The sequence below is a fragment of the Marinomonas spartinae genome, assembly GCF_900089775.1.
Classification (GTDB): Bacteria; Pseudomonadota; Gammaproteobacteria; order Pseudomonadales; family Marinomonadaceae; genus Marinomonas; species Marinomonas spartinae.
Map to the genome: position 1 here is coordinate 17,870 of NZ_FLOB01000017.1, position 19,488 is coordinate 37,357.

General features: G+C 46.5%; 18 protein-coding genes. 17 read left to right on the top strand and 1 reads right to left on the bottom strand.

The window, feature by feature from the left end; all coding sequences use genetic code 11:
- Positions 1–3 precede the first annotated feature (3 nt).
- The 9 genes from MSP8886_RS22845 to greA all read left to right on the top strand — a co-directional run bounded on the left by MSP8886_RS22845 (position 4) and on the right by greA (position 9,355).
- Complete coding sequence (locus MSP8886_RS22845) at positions 4–126, top strand: nucleotidyltransferase domain-containing protein (protein ID WP_139063186.1); 123 nt, start codon at positions 4–6, stop codon at positions 124–126.
- Positions 127–720: 594 nt separating this feature from the next.
- Positions 721–1,671 carry a thiamine-phosphate kinase gene (gene thiL, locus MSP8886_RS20090; protein ID WP_083201065.1) on the top strand — a complete coding sequence of 317 codons (951 nt, stop codon included), beginning with the start codon at positions 721–723 and terminating at the stop codon, positions 1,669–1,671.
- Between the two features lie 62 nt (positions 1,672–1,733).
- Entirely contained in the window at positions 1,734–2,216 is a 483-nt protein-coding gene (locus MSP8886_RS20095; RefSeq protein WP_067020270.1) for a phosphatidylglycerophosphatase A family protein, read from the top strand.
- A gap of 125 nt (positions 2,217–2,341) precedes the next feature.
- Complete coding sequence (locus tag MSP8886_RS20100) at positions 2,342–3,157, top strand: hypothetical protein (RefSeq protein ID WP_067020273.1); 816 nt, start codon at positions 2,342–2,344, stop codon at positions 3,155–3,157.
- Positions 3,158–3,192: 35 nt separating this feature from the next.
- Positions 3,193–3,708 carry a GNAT family N-acetyltransferase gene (locus MSP8886_RS20105; RefSeq protein WP_067020276.1) on the top strand — a complete coding sequence of 172 codons (516 nt, stop codon included), beginning with the start codon at positions 3,193–3,195 and terminating at the stop codon, positions 3,706–3,708.
- Positions 3,705–4,256, top strand: coding sequence for a DJ-1 family glyoxalase III (locus tag MSP8886_RS20110; RefSeq protein ID WP_067020279.1), 552 nt, complete (start codon positions 3,705–3,707; stop codon positions 4,254–4,256). Before MSP8886_RS20105 ends, MSP8886_RS20110 begins: the two co-directional genes overlap by 4 nt.
- 261 nt (positions 4,257–4,517) lie before the next feature.
- A complete protein-coding gene (carA, locus tag MSP8886_RS20115) occupies positions 4,518–5,648 on the top strand; it encodes a glutamine-hydrolyzing carbamoyl-phosphate synthase small subunit (RefSeq protein WP_067020281.1) in 1,131 nt (376 codons plus the stop codon).
- 15 nt (positions 5,649–5,663) lie between these two features.
- Positions 5,664–8,879 (top strand): carbamoyl-phosphate synthase large subunit, encoded by a 3,216-nt coding sequence (gene carB, locus MSP8886_RS20120; protein ID WP_067020284.1) that lies wholly within the window; start codon positions 5,664–5,666, stop codon positions 8,877–8,879.
- Positions 8,879–9,355: a transcription elongation factor GreA gene (gene greA / locus MSP8886_RS20125; RefSeq protein ID WP_175365329.1), complete on the top strand. Its 477-nt coding sequence runs from the start codon at positions 8,879–8,881 to the stop codon at positions 9,353–9,355. The genes carB and greA overlap by 1 nt, the downstream gene beginning before the upstream one ends.
- Positions 9,356–9,670: 315 nt before the next feature.
- Here the strand turns inward: greA and MSP8886_RS20130 are convergent, their stop codons facing one another.
- Positions 9,671–10,432 carry an IclR family transcriptional regulator gene (locus MSP8886_RS20130; protein WP_067020287.1) on the bottom strand — a complete coding sequence of 254 codons (762 nt, stop codon included), beginning with the start codon at positions 10,430–10,432 and terminating at the stop codon, positions 9,671–9,673.
- Between the two features lie 445 nt (positions 10,433–10,877).
- On the opposite strand from MSP8886_RS20130, the gene MSP8886_RS20135 reads away from it, so the two are divergent.
- From MSP8886_RS20135 to MSP8886_RS20170, 8 genes are all read left to right on the top strand, one after another.
- Complete coding sequence (locus MSP8886_RS20135; RefSeq protein WP_067020290.1) at positions 10,878–12,290, top strand: aldehyde dehydrogenase family protein; 1,413 nt, start codon at positions 10,878–10,880, stop codon at positions 12,288–12,290.
- A 264-nt stretch (positions 12,291–12,554) separates the two neighbouring features.
- Positions 12,555–14,096, top strand: coding sequence for an acetolactate synthase large subunit (locus MSP8886_RS20140; RefSeq protein ID WP_067020293.1), 1,542 nt, complete (start codon positions 12,555–12,557; stop codon positions 14,094–14,096).
- An 8-nt stretch (positions 14,097–14,104) separates the two neighbouring features.
- The gene (locus tag MSP8886_RS20145) at positions 14,105–15,598 is read left to right on the top strand and encodes an aldehyde dehydrogenase family protein (protein ID WP_067020296.1); all 1,494 of its coding nucleotides are present in this window, start codon (positions 14,105–14,107) and stop codon (positions 15,596–15,598) included.
- Positions 15,599–15,619: 21 nt separating this feature from the next.
- Entirely contained in the window at positions 15,620–16,414 is a 795-nt protein-coding gene (locus tag MSP8886_RS20150; protein WP_067020299.1) for an SDR family NAD(P)-dependent oxidoreductase, read from the top strand.
- Between the two features lie 8 nt (positions 16,415–16,422).
- On the top strand, positions 16,423–17,457 hold the full coding sequence (locus tag MSP8886_RS20155) for a VPS10 domain-containing protein (RefSeq protein ID WP_067020301.1): 1,035 nt from the start codon (positions 16,423–16,425) through the stop codon (positions 17,455–17,457).
- 31 nt (positions 17,458–17,488) lie between these two features.
- The gene (locus MSP8886_RS20160; protein ID WP_067020304.1) at positions 17,489–17,947 is read left to right on the top strand and encodes a VOC family protein; all 459 of its coding nucleotides are present in this window, start codon (positions 17,489–17,491) and stop codon (positions 17,945–17,947) included.
- Between the two features lie 48 nt (positions 17,948–17,995).
- A complete protein-coding gene (locus MSP8886_RS20165) occupies positions 17,996–18,598 on the top strand; it encodes an amino acid synthesis family protein (protein WP_067020307.1) in 603 nt (200 codons plus the stop codon).
- A 41-nt stretch (positions 18,599–18,639) separates the two neighbouring features.
- A complete protein-coding gene (locus MSP8886_RS20170; protein ID WP_217491375.1) occupies positions 18,640–19,482 on the top strand; it encodes an alpha/beta fold hydrolase in 843 nt (280 codons plus the stop codon).
- The last annotated feature ends 6 nt before the right edge of the window (positions 19,483–19,488 follow it).

Sequence of the window (19,488 nt, forward strand, 5' to 3'; positions counted from 1 at the left end):
TTTTTGATTTTTAGGAGAGGGGTTATTGCAAGAAATAATATTTTTCCAATAGAGTATGTTTTTCTATTTGGCTCCTTCGTTAATGCTAGCTTCAAACCTTATTCTGATATTGATGTTGTCAATTAGGTGTCACACGAGTGGTGATTGCTCATAGACAAGAGCCTATTCAGTTAGCAGAAAAAATATTTGATGTGGCTAATGCTAATATCCATCAAGTGGTGACTCAGCCAATAACAATTTAAAAGTACCATTCTTAGAAGTCTGACTCCACTCTGTTTTTTTCTGAAAGCCAACAATATAGATTACTGCTCAATATGTAATCTGGACATAGGGTGAAGAGTAATTGAAAAGGTGTTTCTTATTAGACGATACCTTCTTTATTTTTATAAAAATCCCTGGTCGATGCCCTGTGTTGTTCACTTAAGAAGAGAGTGTTGATATCTACAGCTTAGCGGCTTTTTGAGATTTTAACCGTTTGAGGTGTTGCTGTCTTCTCGAGCGTCTTTCCAAAAAACACCATTCTCTGGGAGTGTACTTTGGTGATAAATTTCTTCAATAAACGTTAACGTCACAAATCAGGGACGATCCGTTATCATGTGATTGGTCCTGTTTTGTCTCTGACATCCATCCCACAATCTAGTATCCTTCTGCTTTCAAATTACACTTGCCAAACATCAGGATGATGATCTGGTCGGTTATGTCAGTAGTAAGGATAGGTTTTTGAAAGAATTCGAGTTGATCAAACATATCTTCCAAGCCTCGATGATGGCGAATACGCGTGGTCGTGAGGATATTTTGCTGGGGATTGGGGACGATTGTGCTCAGGTACAGGTGCCAGCAGGGCAAAGTCTAGTGTTTTCCATGGATACCTTGGTGGAAGGGCGACATTTTCCTTTTGATGCGGATCCTGTGGATATTGGTTATCGAGCGGTGGCAACCTGTGTGAGCGACTTGGCTGCTATGGGGGCAAAGCCCGCTTTTTTTACCTTGGGACTGACGATTCCAGAGTCGGATCCCCAGTGGTTAGCAGGGTTAGCCCAAGGGATGGCGGAGTTGGCCGAACCAATAGGGCTGATTCTAGTGGGCGGAGATACCACTAAAGGGCCGTTAACCCTCACCTTGCAAGTACATGGATACGTGGAGGCTGATCAAGTACCATTACGAGCTAATGCCAAAGTCGGTGACGATATCTACATCACTGGTTTATTGGGCGATGCCGCTGCCGCTGTTCCAATCGTGACTGGAGAGCTGCATGTGACCAGTGAACGATTTGATTATTTTTATGAGCGCTTTTGGCGGCCTCAACCTCGCTTAATTGCTGGTATGGCGCTTAAACGTGTTGTGCATTCCATGATGGATATTTCCGATGGCTTAGCACAAGATATTCAGCATATTTTAACGGCTTCCAACGTGGGAGCGCATTTGGAAGCAAACGCTTTGCCAATTTCGTCAGAGTTAGTGGCGTGGCAACCCGAGTCGGCGTTATCATTAGCCTTAACAGGTGGTGATGATTATGAGTTGTGTTTTACTGCCCCATCAAGCGCTGCCCAAGACATTCAACTGATCATTCAAACGTTGCATCTACCCTGTGTGAAAGTTGGGACTATTGTTGAGTCTGGCTTTACCATTAACGGATACGATGGCGATCTTGGTGGTTGGCAGCATTTTTAATAGGGCATTGGCGCGTGTAAAAGCTGTGCAAAGCTCTCGACGATAATTAACGGACATTATTCATGACACATCCTGTTCCTGCGTCGATTTGGCGTAATCCTATTCATTTTCTTGCCTTTGGCTTAGGATCGGGGGCTGCCCCTAAAGCTCCGGGTACGTTTGGTACTTTAGCGGCGATTATTCCTTTCTTTTTTATCTGGCAGTATTTGTCTGATATTCAGTATTTTTTTATGTTGGTTGCGGCTTCTTTATTGGGTATTTTTCTGTGCCATAAAACGGCCAAAGACCTAGGAGTACACGATCATTCTGGTATTGTATGGGATGAGTTTGTTGGCTTTTGGATTACCATGTGGTTAGCGCCAACGGGCTGGCTGTATATTGCCGTGGGGTTTGTGTTATTCCGCTTATTTGATATTTTGAAACCTTGGCCGATTTCTTGGTTTGATAAAAATGTTCATGGCGGTTTTGGTATTATGATTGACGATATTCTCGCCGGTGTTGCTGCGTTTGCGGTGATGCAGCTATTAGCGCACTTTGTTTGGTAAATGCTCTTTGGTTGTCGGCTGTTTGGCAAAAGTACATAGATGTTTTTATAAGCATGTCGATTTAATAAGAGCATCCTTGTTTTTGTGGTGTGATCATTGTCTTTTTCGTTGAAATAAAGGGTGTTATGACGCAGGAATTGGATCATCAACAGGCTTTTCAGGTGCATTGCTTAGCCCAAATGGGGGTGATGACTTGGCTGCCAGACAATCAGGTGGCACCGGGAACGGTTTTTTATCCCGCTAATCCTTGGCCGATGGATCAAGCGTTTGAGCCGGTTGCTAAGGCTCCGATTCTTGAAGGGCAGACGCAAGGCTTTGGCGTGGTTGAAACGCCGCCGAAGGTAGTGGCACCTGAAGCGAAAGAGCAATCTGTTGCCAATTTGCGTGAGCAGCTTAATGCTGGCCCCGATATTATTGTCGAAGATCTGCAGCCAATCGAAGAATATGCCGTCGACATTGATGTCCCCGTAGAAGACGTTGAGCCGACTAAGCGTAAGATCATGCGTCTTGAACTGCGTGCGTTTGCTCTGGCTAATCAGTTGCTAATTTTGACAGAGGTGCCAACGGCGTTCACTCAGCAGGAAGACATTGAGCGCTTAGCATTGAAAATGGGCCAAGCACTTTTAAAACAGCCGATTGAAGAGTGGTCAAGCAGTGCCTTATCGTGGCCTGGTGGTCTTAGAAATCCATACTTTGTAACGCGTCAAGATTGGTTGCTGGGTGCGTTAGAAGGCTTTGTACAGCGTGTTAGTAAGTCCTTCCTATCACCGCCTAAAATAGTATTGGCTGGTGCTAGTATTAGCGAGCTATTTAATGAACTACCAAGTGAGAGTCCATTAAACGCCTTCCCAGTTGCTCGTATTGTCAGCCTACCTGAGCTATTTCGTATTCCTGAGTTGCGCAAAGAAGCATGGCAAATCATGCAAACAGCCCTTTTCTAATAATTTATCCATGCGCCATGATTTGGAGTGTGTAAATGACCCATCTAGTTAACTTACAGCAGCATCGTATTCGTTCCGCCTCAATAAACGACCTAGAGGCGATTGTGTCCCTTGATATGGATTCTAATCCACATCCTTGGGGGGAGAATCTGATCAAAGACGCCTTGGCGACTCGCCAAAACTGGGTCATTGAAAGTTGTGATGAGCAGGGTAGTATAAACATTTCTGCTTGGCTGACGGCGTCCATGTTATTTGAGCAATCTGAACTTGAGCTCATTGTGGTTGATCGTTTTTTTCGTCGACAAGGCTTAGCAAGAAAATTGATGACACATTGGTTCGACGCTATCAAGCGGCAAAATATGGGCAGAGAACAGCCTGTCAGTGAGTGTTTACTTGAGGTGCGGGAATCGAACTTAGGCGCGATTACCCTATATAAATCGCTTGGCTTTGAATTGATGGGACGGCGTAAAAACTACTATCAAAGTGAGCAGGGTAATGAAGCGGCGCTGTTATTTAATCTAACCATTTCATATCAAGGAGAAAGACCATGAGTAACGTATTAGTTCCCATTGCCAATGGCAGTGAAGATATTGAAGCCATTACCATTATTGATGTACTACGCCGTGGTGGTGTCGAGGTGACAGTAGCCAGTATAGAAGAGGCTAAGCAAGTGACAATGGCGTTTGGGAGTAAGCTAGAAGCGGACGTGCTATTGACCGATGTGGCGGACAAACAATACGATGCTATTGTTCTGCCTGGCGGAATGCCTGGGGCAGAGCATCTACGTGACTGTGAGCTTTTGATCGATATGTTGGAAAAACACGATATTCAGGATGCGCTACTCTGCGCCATTTGTGCCTCACCAGCACTAGTATTTGGTACCCATGGTTTTGTGGTTGATAAACAGGCTACTTGCTACCCTAGTTTTGAAAAAGGGTTAACGGGTGCGGAATATGTTTCTGATCAGCCTGTGGTGATGGATGGCAATATTATTACCAGTCAAGGCCCAGCAACAGCTATGGCGTTTGCCCTTGGCGTATTGGCGAATCTTGAAGGCTACGAAGCCACACAAAAGGTTGCCGATGGGTTGTTGTGCTAGTCGTAGGTCGTACCTGAAATTAATCTTGACCAAAAAGTCAAGAGTGAATTTGCTTTAATCGTGAGTTTTTACCTATTTTTGACGCTATTGAGTGGACGCCATGGGTGTATCAGAGTAGAATTGGGCAGATTTTTTGAACGCGAGTTCTATTGATATTTGATCAATAGATGAACGGCAAAAACGCAATTTCTTAAAAGCGAGATGAGCCGCCGGTTTATCTCGCTTTTTTGCAACCTGATAGGCTCTAAATGGGAGGTTCCTTTGGCAACATCAGCGATTCTGGCTCTGGAAGATGGCACAATTTTTAAAGGGGTGTCGATCGGAGCAGATGGCTCCTCAACCGCCGAAGTAGTATTTAACACTTCGATGACTGGTTATCAAGAAATTCTTACTGATCCTTCCTATGCTCGACAAATGGTCACTCTGACCTATCCCCACATTGGCAACACTGGCGTTAACTCTGAAGATGAAGAATCCAAACAAGTATGGTGTGAGGGGTTAATTATCCGTGACTTACCATTACTGGCAAGCAGTTGGCGTAAAGAGGAAGACTTAGATGTTTACCTAAAACGCAAAGGGGTAGTCGGTATCGCCGACATTGATACACGTAAACTCACGCGTATTTTGCGAGAAAAAGGTGCGCAAGCGGGTTGTATCATGGCAGGAGAAGATCTTGATGAAGAGGCGGCGATTGCTGCTGCGCGAGCTTTCCCTGGCCTAAAAGGTATGGACCTTGCGAAAGAGGTGACCTCAGAAGCCTCTTACCAGTGGACAGAGTCTACTTGGGATCTGGTAAACGGTCACACCATTCCAGCGTCTTTTGACTTCCATGTTGTTGCTTATGATTTTGGCGTGAAGACAAACATTTTGCGCATGTTGGTCGAACGTGGCTGCCGTTTGACGGTCGTGCCAGCGAAAACGCCAGCAAGTGATGTACTTGCGCTTAATCCAGATGGGGTTTTCCTTTCCAATGGTCCGGGTGATCCAGAACCATGTGATTACGCGATCCAAGCTATCAAAGACATCTTGGAGACTGAAATTCCTGTGTTTGGTATCTGTCTTGGACACCAGTTGTTGGCCCTTGCTAGCGGTGCAACTACTAAGAAAATGAAGTTCGGTCACCATGGGGCTAACCACCCAGTTCAAGACATCAAAAAAGGCACTGTGATGATTACCAGCCAAAACCACGGTTTTGCGGTGGACGAAGACACGCTGCCTGCGAATCTTGAAGCGACTCACAAATCCTTGTTCGACGGTTCTTTGCAAGGTATTGCGCGAACAGATAAAAAGGCGTTTAGCTTCCAAGGTCACCCAGAAGCGAGCCCAGGGCCACACGACGTTGCGCCACTGTTCGATCAGTTTATCGAAAACATCAAAGCCACCAAAGCCTGAGCAGGAACGAATACTATGCCAAAGCGTACTGACATAAAAAGCGTCTTAATTTTAGGTGCAGGCCCTATTGTCATCGGTCAAGCCTGTGAATTTGACTACTCCGGTGCTCAAGCGTGTAAAGCACTTCGTGAAGAAGGCTTCCGCGTTATTCTGGTGAACTCTAACCCAGCGACCATTATGACCGACCCTGTCATGGCCGATGCCACTTACATTGAGCCGATTGAGTGGCAAACTGTTGAGAAGATTATTGAGAAAGAGCGCCCAGATGCGGTGTTACCAACTATGGGTGGGCAAACCGCTCTGAACTGTGCGCTGGATCTTGAACGCCACGGTGTATTAGAAAAATACAACTGCGAAATGATCGGTGCCACAGCGGATGCCATCGACAAAGCCGAAGATCGTCACCGTTTTGACGAAGCAATGAAAGCGATTGGTTTGGAATGTCCTCGTGCTGGCATTGCACACAACATGGAAGAAGCTCTGAAAGTGCAAGCGGAAGTGGGCTTCCCTTGTATTATCCGTCCTTCTTTCACCATGGGCGGAAGCGGTGGCGGTATTGCTTACAACATGGAAGAGTTCGACGAAATTTGTACTCGTGGTTTGGATCTATCCCCAACCAATGAACTATTGATCGATGAATCTTTGATCGGTTGGAAAGAGTACGAGATGGAAGTGGTTCGTGATAAGAACGACAACTGTATCATCGTTTGTGCCATCGAAAACTTCGACGCCATGGGGGTACACACAGGTGACTCGATCACCGTCGCCCCAGCGCAAACCCTGACTGACAAAGAATACCAAATCATGCGTAATGCCTCGTTGGCCGTATTGCGTGAAATCGGTGTCGAAACCGGTGGTTCCAACGTTCAGTTTGGTATGGATCCGAAGACAGGCCGCTTGGTGGTCATCGAAATGAACCCTCGTGTGTCGCGTTCTTCTGCATTGGCGTCAAAAGCGACGGGTTTTCCTATTGCAAAAATCGCGGCGAAATTAGCCATCGGCTACACATTGGATGAATTGAAAAACGACATCACAGGTGGGCAAACACCAGCCAGCTTCGAGCCTGCGATTGACTACGTTGTAACGAAAATTCCGCGTTTCACGTTCGAGAAATTTCCGCAAGCGAATGACCGCCTGACGACGCAAATGAAGTCAGTCGGTGAAGTAATGGCGATTGGCCGTAACTTCCAAGAGTCACTACAAAAAGCGTTGCGTGGCCTAGAAACTGGCTCGGATGGCTTTAATCCCCAGTTGGATTTCAGTGAAGAAAACAGTAAAGAAAAACTGGCGTTTGAACTGCAATCTCCCGGCTCTGAGCGTATTTGGTACATTGGCGATGCGTTCCGTTCAGGCATGTCTGTTGATGATGTCTATCAAGTTACGGGTATCGACCCTTGGTTCTTGGTGCAAATTGAAGATTTGATCAAAGAAGAAGCGGCCTTGGCAGACAAAGGTCTGGCTGACATGACCTACGATGTGTTGCGTCGTCTAAAACGCAAAGGCTTCTCTGACGCACGTCTTGCAAGCTTGCTGAGTGTGACAGAAAAATCCATGCGCGAGCGTCGCTATTTGATGAAGGTTCACCCCGTCTACAAGCGTGTGGATACTTGTGCGGCAGAATTTGCGACCAATACCGCGTATATGTACTCCACTTATGAAGACGAGTGTGAAGCGGCCCCGACTGATCGTGAAAAAGTGATTATCCTAGGGGGCGGTCCAAATCGTATCGGCCAAGGTATTGAGTTTGACTACTGCTGTGTTCACGCGGCACTAGGATTACGTGAAGACGGTTACGAAACCATCATGGTGAACTGTAACCCAGAAACAGTATCGACGGATTATGATACCTCTGATCGTTTGTATTTCGAGCCAGTCACGCTAGAAGATGTGCTAGAAATTGTCCGCACGGAAAAACCCACAGGAGTGATTGTGCAGTTTGGTGGACAAACGCCACTGAAAATTGCCCGCGCGCTGCAGAACGAAGGGGTGCCTATCATCGGTACGACACCTGAGTCGATTGACCGTGCCGAAGACCGTGAGCGTTTCCAAAGCATGATTCAGCGCCTAGGTTACAAACAGCCTCATAATGCGACAGTGCGCAGTGTTGAGCAGGCGGCGGCAAAAGCCGCCGACATCGGTTACCCGCTTGTGGTCCGTCCATCTTATGTACTAGGTGGTCGTGCGATGGAAATCGTCTACAACGAAAAAGAATTGATGCGCTATATGACCAGTGCGGTAAAAGTCTCCAACGACAGCCCTGTGTTACTGGATCACTTCCTAAATGCGGCGATTGAGATCGATATTGACTGCATCTGTGATGGTCATCAAGTGGTAATCGGCGGCATCATGCAGCATATTGAGCAAGCTGGCGTCCACTCTGGTGACTCGGCCTGTTCTTTGCCACCTTACTCACTGCCTAGCGATGTTCAAGATCAAATCCGTGAAATGATCAAAAACATGGCCCTTGAGCTGGGTGTGGTTGGTTTGATGAACACGCAGCTTGCGGTTCAAGATGGCGAAATTTATGTGATCGAAGTGAACCCTCGTGCCTCACGTACCGTGCCTTTCGTTTCTAAGTGTATCGGTCGTTCTTTAGCACAAGTGGCCGCCTTGGTTATGGCTGGTAAGACACTAGCAGAGCTTGGTTTTACTGAAGAAATCATTCCTGCCTACTACAGTGTGAAAGAAGCCGTTTTCCCATTCAATAAGTTCCAAGGTGTCGATCCGATTCTTGGACCTGAAATGAAGTCAACGGGTGAAGTGATGGGCGTGGGTGATACCTTCGCCGAAGCCTTCGGCAAAGCGGCATTAGGCGGTGGTACGGTGTTACCGACGTCTGGTCGTGCCTTTATCAGTGTCCGTGATATGGACAAAGATGGGGCCGTGGAGGTGGCGCGTCGTTTGCTTGAGCAAGGCTTTAATTTAGTGGCAACAGAAGGGACGGCGAAACACTTAACGGCCCATGGTGTGCCCGTTGATAAAGTCAACAAGGTCAACGAGGGTCGTCCGCATATTGTTGATATGCTGAAAAACGGTGAAATTGACTACATCATTAATACCACTGCCGGAACGCAAGCCATTGCGGACTCTTCTGTGATTCGCCGTACAGCATTACTGCGCAAGGTTTGTTACACTACGACATTGGCCGGTGCTGAAGCGACAAGTATGGCGATCAGCTTGAAAGGTGAAACCAAAGTTAGAAGATTGCAAGATTTGCACTTGGGGAAATAATGAAAAAAGTACCAATGACGGTGGAAGGAGAGGCTCGTCTCCGCCAAGAGCTTAACCACCTTAAATCCGTAGTTCGTCCTCGCGTGATTGCTGATATTGCAGAAGCACGTGAACATGGCGATTTAAAAGAAAATGCAGAATATCACGCTGCGCGTGAAGAACAAGGCTTTACAGAAGGTCGTATTAAAGAGATCGAAGGGAAATTAGCGGACTCACAAGTGATTGATGTCAAAGCGATGCCAGCGACTGGTAAAGTGGTTTTTGGCACAACGGTGACCTTGTTCAATGTAGATACCGAAGACACTGTTACCTATCAAATTGTGGGTGACGATGAGGCAGACGTGAAATTGAAGAAAATTTCTTATGCGTCTCCGATCGCAAAAGCCATTATTGGGAAAGAAGAGGGTGACGAAGTCACTGTCAAAATCCCAAGTGGTGAAGCAGTGTATGAAATTGAGAAAGTCGAATACATTTAATCTTCGCTATTCTCTAGAAAATCAAAAAAAGAAATCAAAAAACCACGAGGCTTATGCCTCGTGGTTTTTTTGTTTAAAGGACTTAGATCAGGTTATATAGAATTGTGCTTTTCTCTCATGAACCTTTAGATCTTAATTCATAACACTGTTTTTGGATTGTTGCCTACTGCAATGTGATTTTTCTCGATGGGGAAGGAGGGAATGCGTTGTGATCGTGAGGAGAGGCGTTTGTGTCATAACATCAAAAGCAGAGTGCCTTGTGCCGGCTCCGCTTTTGGTGTGTGATTCGTTTTTTTAGCGTTTTTTTAGCGTTTTTTAGGTGTTATCCGTCTCTTGCTCGTTGTCTAAGTGGGCGCCTTTTTCGATGCGTGCAGTGGCCTGCTGAAGACGTTCAACCACCGCTTCAAAGCGAAATAACTCGAATGCACTGGTGGTACCCACAAAGGCGATGCTGCCGATAATGTCATCGTTTTCAAGATTGAGAATGGGAGCGGCAATCCCTGTTAGGCCAAGATTTAGCTCATCGTGAGTCACGCAAAAGCCGTCTTTGCGGATTTTTTTCGTTTCCGAATTAAACTCTTTCCAGGTGAGATTATAGTCGTCACTTGGCTCAATCTGCTCATCATAGATTTTTTTCAAGCGGTTGGTTTTTTGGAAGGCTACCAGCACTTTAGATTGGGCGCCTTTAAAAATCGGCAAAGGACGACCTCGGCCAAAGGTGAAACCATACTTCTTAATATCGGATTCGATATGGGTGTTGATGATGTGACCATCGTAAAACACACTCATGTAGACGGTGAGTCCGGTGTTTTTCGATAGATCAGCCATCACTTCGCGTCCATGGGAGATGAGCGGATCATGCTGGCGCATCATCCAATCTAGTTCGATGATTCTGGGGCCCAGAGTATAGCTTGTATCAATACGGGTTAATAAGCCGGCATCACACAGCTCTCGTACATAGCGATAGGCGGTAGCACGGGAAAGAGACAGTTTTTTCGCAATGTCGTCCACATTGATGATGAGAGAGCCTGGCCCAAAAATATTGAGGACGTTTAACATTTTATTGAGACTGGACACATAAACCCCTTAGTTATCGATAAGTGTGTAGATTATAGGTTCGAAAGCACTATTTAACCAAGTGTTTGAAGAAAACGGCTTAAATACCTTGTTTTCATTTTATTTTTTTATATGGTGAGACTTTTGTATTTTTTTATGTTGTTAGTATGACACTTAATTTGTGATTAAAAAATGCCTCTATTCTCATATGCAGGACAATGAAGGAAAGTGTATTTTGGAGAAGGATCCATTAAAGTGTATTTTCTCTATTTGAGAAAAAAGTGAAAAATATCGTTTACATTGGTGTTTTTATATGTAATAAATCTTACATTGTGTTTTTTGGTGTCGTGTCTTGGCGGAATTACTTAGAGTGGTTTTAATACGCTGATGGCGCTACTGGGGTAATTTATTGTCCATGCCGTGTTTTAGAACTGTACTAAGCATCGCAAGTAGGTGGAGGTAAGCAATGAGTCGTCATTTTAAATTTCTGATCAATGGGGAATGGGTAGAAGGGAATAATGCTCCTTTCAATGTTATCAACCCCGCCACACTGGATGTTGTGGCAACCTGTGCAAATGGGGATAAATCCCAATTAGAGGAAGCTGTCCAAGCGGCACAAGCCGCCTTTAAAAGCTGGTCGGTGTCCAGTCATGAGGAGCGTAAAAGCGCTTTAAACAAAGCGGGTGACGAATTAGAGGAGCGTGCTCGCGAAGTTGCTGAATTGATTGTTGCTGAGCAAGGTAAACCATTACCGCTTGCTATGGGTGAGGTAGAGGCGGGGGTCGCTTGGTTGCGCTATGCCGCTTCTCAAGACATTCCCGTGGAAGTGGCAGAAGAGACCGACACTAAGCGTATTGAGATACACCGTAAACCCCTTGGTGTGGTGGCTTCTATTACACCTTGGAACTGGCCTTTAATGATTGCTATTTGGCACATCATTCCTGCTATAAGGGCAGGTAATACGGTAGTCAACAAGCCGTCTGGCTTAACACCTCTAAGTACCATTAAACTGGTGGAAATTATCAATAATCATTTGCCAAAAGGGGTGATCAATATCATCACGGGTGAGCGTGGTATTGGTAGTGGTATTACCTCTCACCCACAGATTAATAAAATTGTCTTCACAGGGTCCACAGAAACGGGCCAGTCGGTGATGCGCAATGCGGCCGATAATTTGAAGCGTCTGACCCTTGAGTTAGGCGGTAATGATGCGGCCATCGTATTAAAGGGCACGGATGTAGCGAAAGTCGCTCCCGATATTTTTGCGGCCGCTTTCTTGAACATGGGACAAACCTGTGGGGCGATCAAACGTCTTTATGTGCACGAGTCTATTTATGATGATATGTGTGCTGCTCTGGTTGCCATTGCCAATGAGCAAGTAGTTGGTAATGGTATGGACGAAGGTGTGAACTTTGGTCCCGTACAAAATAAAGATCAACTTCAGATTATTGTGGATTATGTGGAAGATGCCCGTAAAGGTGGGGCGACCATATTAACGGGCGGCCAGCCACTTGAGGGTGCTGGTTATTTCTATCCGCCAACACTGGTCGCTGATATTGCTAATGATGCTTTGTTGGTGAAAGAAGAGCAGTTTGGTCCAGCGTTGCCTATCGTCAAGTACTCTGATGTGAATGATGCGATAGATATGGCCAATGGTGTAGATGTGGGTCTGGATGGTTCGGTTTGGGGGCCTGATACAGCAGAGGCGACGGCGCTGGCTTCTCGTTTAGAGTGTGGTACGACGTTCGTCAATACTCACGCTAAAATTCAGCCAAATATTCCCATGGGCGGCTGTAAAATGTCGGGTTTTGGGGTGGAGTTTGGTGAAGAGGGGCTACTGGAGTTCACTTCGCTTCAGGTCGTGCATATTAATAAATAATTGTTTTTTCTTTAGACATATTTGTCTTAGAGATTTCCTTCCATTTTGACAGCGTGAGCGGTTTATCTGCTTACGCTGTTTTTTTTGCTGCATGTATGCTTTTTCGTATTTTGAGAATGATGATAGAAAAATAAAAATGCCGGGCAAAAATATCATAAAAATCTTACATTTGACTGTTTTTATCAAATAAAGCGTATTTTATTTATTGACATGGTGTTATTGTTTCGCATAATGTGAGAATAAGTTAAATAAAGAGGTTCTTCTATGAATGGTGCAGAAGCAATTGTTAAGGCGGCAGTCGACTCAGGTGTAGAGTACTGTTTCGCAAATCCAGGAACCACGGAAATGCCGTTTGTGGCGGCAATGGACAGTGAGCCAAAATTTCGTCCTGTTCTCAGTATGTTCGAAGGCGTATGTACTGGCGCGGCGGATGGCTATGGTCGAGTATCGGGCCGTCCTGCCTTGACGCTGACCCATTTGGGCCCTGGTTTTGCTAATGGCATTGCCAACTTGCATAACGCGCGCCGTGCCAACAGCCCGATTGTTAACTTGGTGGGGGATCACGCATCTTGGCATGTGAATTATGATCCACCGTTGGCGAGCGATATTGAATCTCTAGCACGTCCGGTTTCTGCATTTTTCCGTACCTCTAAATCCGTTGATCGTTTGGTCGAGGATTTTGCGGCGGCTATGCGAGCCGCTTGGCAACCTTCTGGGGCAATTTCAACTCTTGTTCTGCCGATGGATTTACAAGCCAAAGCGTTAACAGAAGGTATGCCTAAGGTTTCTATTCTGCCTCCGAAGCGCCACTTTAAAGCGGATTATGTTGAAGCTGTAGCTGAGCGTATTAAAGCCGGTAAACGTCTGGTTTTTATTGTGGGTGATAATGGTTTGGATGAAAAAGGCCTAACCGCTGCCGGCCGAATTGGTCAGCTGCCAGGCATCAAAATGTTTGCTGAAACCTTTCCACGTATTTCTCACCGTGGGGGTGGTTTGCCAGACCTTGACCGTTTGCCTTACTTCCCTGAAAAAGCCATTGCTGAATTAGAGCAGTACGATGAAGTGGTTTGTGCCGGAGTGGTTGAGCCGATTGCCTATTTTGGTTATGAAGGGATGCCTTCGCGTTTGGCAGAGACGGATCGTTTGGTGACGCTGGCGGATGTGGGTGATGACGTGTCAGGCGCTATGGAAGCCCTCGCGGAATTGCTTAATGCCCCAGCCCATAAAGATTTAGAAGGCACCATTGAATTGCCTGCGGCAAATAAGGCTTTAACCCCACAATCTATCGGAAAAATAGTTTCCAGTGCCTTACCGGACAATTGCATTGTGTCGGTTGAAGGTGGCACCTGTGGTTATCCATTTTTCACCGAATCTGCCTTGGCGGCGCGTCATCGCGTATTAACCAATACGGGTGGTGCCATTGGACAAGGAATTCCAGCGGGCTTCGGCGCCGCCTTGGCTGAACCGGGTAATACCGTTGTCTGTTTGCAATCGGATGGCAGTGCCCAGTACACCATTCAAGCCTTGTGGAGCATCGCGCGGGAGAATCTGCCTGTGGTGATTCTGATTGCCGCGAATCATAAATACAACATTCTCCAAAATGAATTACGTCGCTATGGCGTGACCGAATTTGGTGAAAATTCCTTGGCGTTGACGGAATTGGATAGGCCTCGAGTGGATTGGCAAGCCTTGTCAAAAGCTTATGGTGTGGATTCTGTTTGTGTCACCAATAACGCAGAGCTAATGCGTGAATTTAAAGCGGCGTGTGATGCAAAAGCCCCACGCTTAATTGAAATGTCTTTGTGAGGTTGATCATGACTACCATGGAACTGTTTCCAGAAGTACAAGGCTTTCTTGCCGAACAAAAACGTTTGTTTATTGGCGGCGAGTGGGTTGAGCCTGCTGCAGGTGAATATTTTAATGTTGAGAATCCAGCGACGACACTCAATATCGCCAGTGTCTCCAAAGCCACTGCTGCGGATGTGGATCACGCGGTTCAAGCGGCTCGCCAAGCGTTAGAGGGAGAGTGGCAGCATGTGTCTCCGGCTCAGCGCACCAAATTGATGTTGCGGTTAGCGGATTTAATCGAAGAAGACGCGGAAAACCTCGGGCAAATTATCTCGCTAGAAAATGGCAAGCCCTATAGCAACGCGAAAAATGGCGAAGTGGTGGTCACGGCAAACGTTATTCGTTACTTTGCTGGCTGGCCTTCGAAAATTGAAGGCAGCACCATTCCTGTGTCGCCGCGTACAGGCGAACGCATGCTCAACTACACAGTGAAAGAACCTGTGGGTGTGTGCGCACTGATTGTACCATGGAATTTTCCTCTTTCTATGTGTGCTTGGAAACTAGGGCCAGCGTTAGCAACTGGCTGTACCTCTATTTTGAAACCAGCGGAACAAACCCCTTTATCAGCCTTACGTTTGGCGTATCTGATCGAAAAAGCCGGTATTCCCCGTGGTGTGGTGAACGTATTAACGGGCTTTGGTGAGGGGGCTGGTGCGCCATTAGCGGCTCACCCTGGCGTCGATAAAATTGCCTTTACTGGTTCGACCGGTGTAGGGCGTCTGATTGCGCAAAGTGCGGTCAGTAATATGAAAAAAGTTTCTCTCGAGTTGGGTGGCAAATCTCCCAATATCATCTTACCTGATGCTGACATTATCAAAGCGGCAAAGGGGGCCGCCGACGGTATTTTTTATAACCAAGGCCAAGTGTGTACCGCTGCTTCTCGTCTGTATGTCCATGAAAGTGTGCTTGATCAAACGCTGGAAGAATTACGCAAACACGCGGCGGCTCATGTGGTTGGGCCAGGTTTGAATGAGCAAACTACCATGGGCCCCTTAGTTTCCTCCGCACAGTTCGATGTCGTCAAAGGTTACGTGGACAGTGCCGTGTCAGAAGGGGCTGAGCTGATTTGTGGTGGTGGTAAACCAAGCGAGCTAGGTGATGGCTATTTTATGTCGCCAACAGTCTTTTTGGATAAACAAGAGCAAGCTCGTGTGGCGCGAGAAGAAATTTTTGGCCCTGTGGTCACGGTCATGAGTTGGTCGGATGTGGATGAGTTGGTGCATCGCGCCAATGATACGCCTTTTGGTTTGGCGGCAGGTCTTTGGACTAATGATCTGACTCAGGCGCACACCATTGCCAGTCGCATTAAAGCCGGCTCTGTATGGATTAACTGTTGGAATGTGGTGGATCCTGCGTCGCCATTTGGTGGTTATAAACAATCAGGCTGGGGACGTGAAATGGGCAAAAATGTCATTGATGCCTATACCGAAACGAAGAGCGTTTTTGTCAATTTAGGTTAATAGAAAGTAGAGGATTCGATTATGGATTTAGAAATTAAAAATAAAGTTGCCATTGTAACCGGTGGTGGTATGGGCATCGGTAAAGATGTTGCCAGATTTTTAGCGGAAGAAGGTTGTGATGTGGTGATTTGTTCGCGCACCATGTCTGTACTGGAAAAAACCGCAGCGGAAATTTCCGAAGCAACGGGTCGTCGTGTTCTGCCTGTTGCCTGTGACACTACGGATATGGATTCCGTCGAAAATATGGTGGCGGTGGCGGCCAAAGAATTTGGCCGCGTAGATATTTTGGTTAATGGTGCGGCAGCGCCTTCTGGGGTGGTTCGTAACTCTATTGAGTTTGCGAATGATCACGAATTGTTGGGGGATTTAGATACTAAAGTCATTGGCTATTTCCGCTGTGCCAAAGCTGTCACCCCTTATATGAAGAAGCAAGGCTTTGGTCGCATTATCAACATTGGTGGCTTAACGGGCCGCAGTAGTAAAGTCATGTCTGGTATGCGTAACCTTGCCATCGTTCATATGACAAAAAACTTGTCGGATCAGCTGGGCCCTCATGGTATTACGTGCAACATTATTCATCCCGGCGTGGTAGATACCCCTCATATTCAAGAGTTGTATGAGCGTGAAGGTAAGATCCAAAACAAAACACCACAAGAAGTGGAACAAGGTTACATTGATGTAACGCCAATCCGCCGTACCTTAGCACCCGTTGAAATCGCGTATTTGATTGCTTTTTTAGCGTCACCAAAAGCGGCTGCCGTCACTGGCGAGTCGATTGGTATTGATGGTGGACTAACTCGCGGCATTTTCCTTTAGGAGGTAGTATGAGTGGCACAATTTTAGTATCAACCGTTGGCCAAGGTGTGGTGAAAAGTGCCGACAATGGCCAAACATGGCATCGTCTTGGTTTAGGCCAGGACATTGAGTTTGACGCGATTACCCGTTCTCTGGATGTAGATCCCGCGAATCCAAGTACCTTATACATTGGTACGGACACTGGCCTATGTGTCAGTAAAGATGCGGGCACTAAATGGACGCGCATTGATTCCCCTTTTAATGGTGAAACCGTGTGGAAAGTGGCGGTCGATCCGAATGACTCAAAACGTATTTTTGTCGGTACTGGTGCGCCGTCCCGCGCGGTGCTATGGCGTACCAAAGACGCAGGGGAAACATGGGACCGAGCTCCGGTGGAGATTCCAGAGTTTTGCGCTGGTGTGAGCAAGCCTCGTTTATTGGCGTTTGCTTTTGACCCAACCGATTCGAATAAAGTTTGGTTTGGTTTAGAAGAAGGCGGCTTGTTCAAGAGTGAAGATGGTGGTGATTCTTGGGAGCGTATTGATGATCGCTTGCTTTGGGATTTCAACTCCGATATTCACACCATTCAAGTGCTTCCCAACAAAGGTAAAAAGGTAGTGGTAGCGGTGTGTGTGAATGCCGTGTATCGCAGCTTTGATGATGGTGAAACATGGGAAGGTGTTATCGCGAAGGAAGCCTTTGGTTTGTACTACGCCCGTGCGACGGCTGTGCCGATGGGGACAGAAAGTACGATTTATTTAAGTGTATCAGATGGCACGCCTGGTACGACCAGCCAAATTTATGTTTCCCATGATGCCGCTGCAACATGGCAGCTACTCCCTCTTCCATCACAGCCTAACTCATGTGTTTGGGGGATTCATGTGAACCCTGAAAATCCTGATCAAGTGGTGGCTGGCACCAAGTACGGTCATTTATTTACCAGCGAGAAAGCGGGATTGTCTTGGAAAAAAGAATGGCGTGAATTCAGTGAAATTTCCGATGTGCTTTGGACGCCAGTTGAAGCCGTTATTAAGGCCGCTCATACCTCTGTAATCAATAAATAGTGGTGTGATCGCATCAAAATAGGTGATGAATATGAAGGTGAAAATCAATCGTACCCATATCTCTTTATTTGTTTCCGATCCCAATGCCTCCGCTGACTGGTATGCGGATGTGTTGTCGATGGAGAAAAACGCTCGTAATGGTGACGAGTGGGTGATGATGAGCTTTGGTGATAAGCATCATGATATTGCTTTGATTAAAGCGCCAGAAGGGGCAAGCAAAGGCATCATTGGTCTTCAGCATTATGGCATGGAGATCGATGGTGACTTGACCACCTTACGCCGCTTGTATGGCATGTTATTGACAAAAAAGGTTCCGATTGTCAAAACCACGGATCATGAAGTGGGGATTGGGCTGTATTTTGAAGACCCAGATGGCAACCGCTTAGAGTTTTTCTTGGAAACAGAACACGATGATGAGCTTGGTAAATACCGTTTTAAGCATGCTCATGCACCGAGTCGTCCGATCACACTCGAACCTATTTTTGACTGATGACTTTTGATCAATGTGCTGTTTACCAATGTACTAAGGATTCAAACCATGAAAGAAGCAAACTTTAGCTCATACCATATTCGTAAATGGTTTTACCATTACGAAGAAACACTGGCCAATGAAACTGGCAAATTGGCCGATGGTGAGCCAGTGAAAAAATACGTCATTGCGGCCGCCATTCATAACCCACTGGCGAATACTTATTCTGAAGACTTATCTGTGCTGGTGGAAAACTCTCCTGAATTAGGGAAAGAGTTTGGTCGCCGTATCAATGAGATTGCCGGCGATAATGAGATCATTAGTTACGGTAAAGCGGTATTTGTTGGTGCCTTTGGCGAATACGAACACGGTAATGCCTTTTTGACCAACCCTGCGGCCGATCCGGTTCGTGTTGCTGTTGGTGGTGGGAAATCTTGGGTGCCTTCAACCGGTAAAGTGGGTGCGCCAGGTGCGACTATTGATGTGCCTTTGGCTCATAAAGACGCTCTCTACGTGCGTTCTCATTATGACTCTATCGCCGTGTCTTTTAACGATGCACCTCGTAATGATGAAATTTTGATTATTTGGTCTTTTGCGACTCGTGGTCGCTTGCATGCACGTTTAGGTGGTTTACAAGCCAAAGATGTTAAAGGAGAAAATGGCCTCGTTTAGAGGTCATTTTTTATAGCGGCCATTTTATAGAGGTCATAGCCATGACAATGTCGAGTAGCAGCCATTTTTTCACCAGCGATGGGCTTAACCTACATTACCTGCAATGGGGCAGTGGCAAGGTGCCTGTGGTTATGCTGCATGGGCTAAGAGGTTTTGCACAAACATGGCAAGACCTAGTGGATGCAATGGGTAATGAGTTTACTTTTTTCGCTTTGGATCAACGGGGGCGCGGTGACAGTGATTGGGGGCCGACCGAGGATTATAAAGCCGATACTTACGTACAGGATTTAGCGCGTTTTGTGGACCATTTAGGCTTAGAGCATTTTGTTTTGATCGGTCATTCATTAGGTGGCCAAAACGCGGCTGAGTTTGCACGTTTGTATCCAGAGCGTGTCATGGCGATGGTAATAGAAGACATTGGTCCAGGCTCCTCCAAGCAAGGTGAAGGGGCAGAACGTATTCGTCGAGAAATGCGTAATACGCCGTTAAGTTTCGACTCTTGGCAAGCGGCCAAAGATTTTTGGACCCACTCTCGCCCGAATTTAACTGAGCGGGCATTACAGGCACGTTTGACCTACTCGTTCCGTGAAGTGGACGGAAAAGTGACGTGGAAACACGATCAGCAGGGTATTGCTGAGGCGCGTTTGACCATTGAACCGATGGATCTCTGGCCCGCGTTTCGTGCTATTTCTTGTCCTACGTTATTGATTAAAGGCGGTGATTCGGACTTTTTGCCTAGCCAAACCGTGGCAGACATTACAGCGTCCAGTGACTTTGTGCAGGCCATTCAAATTGATCATGCCAGCCATTATGTTCACGATGATCAACCCGAAAAATTTAATGAAGCGGTTGTCCGTTTCATGCAAGCGGTTCTTACAGATTAGAGGTCT

What these genes read in the sequence shown, in the direction of transcription:
- MSP8886_RS20095 (WP_067020270.1), top strand. Translation starts at nt 1,734, where the DNA reads ATGACACATCCTGTTCCTGCGTCGATTTGGCGTAATCCTATTCATTTT.
- MSP8886_RS20100 (WP_067020273.1), top strand. Translation starts at nt 2,342, where the DNA reads ATGACGCAGGAATTGGATCATCAACAGGCTTTTCAGGTGCATTGCTTA.
- MSP8886_RS20105 (WP_067020276.1), top strand. Translation starts at nt 3,193, where the DNA reads ATGACCCATCTAGTTAACTTACAGCAGCATCGTATTCGTTCCGCCTCA.
- MSP8886_RS20110 (WP_067020279.1), top strand. Translation starts at nt 3,705, where the DNA reads ATGAGTAACGTATTAGTTCCCATTGCCAATGGCAGTGAAGATATTGAA.
- carB (WP_067020284.1), top strand. Translation starts at nt 5,664, where the DNA reads ATGCCAAAGCGTACTGACATAAAAAGCGTCTTAATTTTAGGTGCAGGC.
- greA (WP_175365329.1), top strand. Translation starts at nt 8,879, where the DNA reads ATGAAAAAAGTACCAATGACGGTGGAAGGAGAGGCTCGTCTCCGCCAA.
- MSP8886_RS20135 (WP_067020290.1), top strand. Translation starts at nt 10,878, where the DNA reads ATGAGTCGTCATTTTAAATTTCTGATCAATGGGGAATGGGTAGAAGGG.
- MSP8886_RS20140 (WP_067020293.1), top strand. Translation starts at nt 12,555, where the DNA reads ATGAATGGTGCAGAAGCAATTGTTAAGGCGGCAGTCGACTCAGGTGTA.
- MSP8886_RS20145 (WP_067020296.1), top strand. Translation starts at nt 14,105, where the DNA reads ATGACTACCATGGAACTGTTTCCAGAAGTACAAGGCTTTCTTGCCGAA.
- MSP8886_RS20150 (WP_067020299.1), top strand. Translation starts at nt 15,620, where the DNA reads ATGGATTTAGAAATTAAAAATAAAGTTGCCATTGTAACCGGTGGTGGT.
- MSP8886_RS20155 (WP_067020301.1), top strand. Translation starts at nt 16,423, where the DNA reads ATGAGTGGCACAATTTTAGTATCAACCGTTGGCCAAGGTGTGGTGAAA.
- MSP8886_RS20160 (WP_067020304.1), top strand. Translation starts at nt 17,489, where the DNA reads ATGAAGGTGAAAATCAATCGTACCCATATCTCTTTATTTGTTTCCGAT.
- MSP8886_RS20165 (WP_067020307.1), top strand. Translation starts at nt 17,996, where the DNA reads ATGAAAGAAGCAAACTTTAGCTCATACCATATTCGTAAATGGTTTTAC.
- MSP8886_RS20170 (WP_217491375.1), top strand. Translation starts at nt 18,640, where the DNA reads ATGACAATGTCGAGTAGCAGCCATTTTTTCACCAGCGATGGGCTTAAC.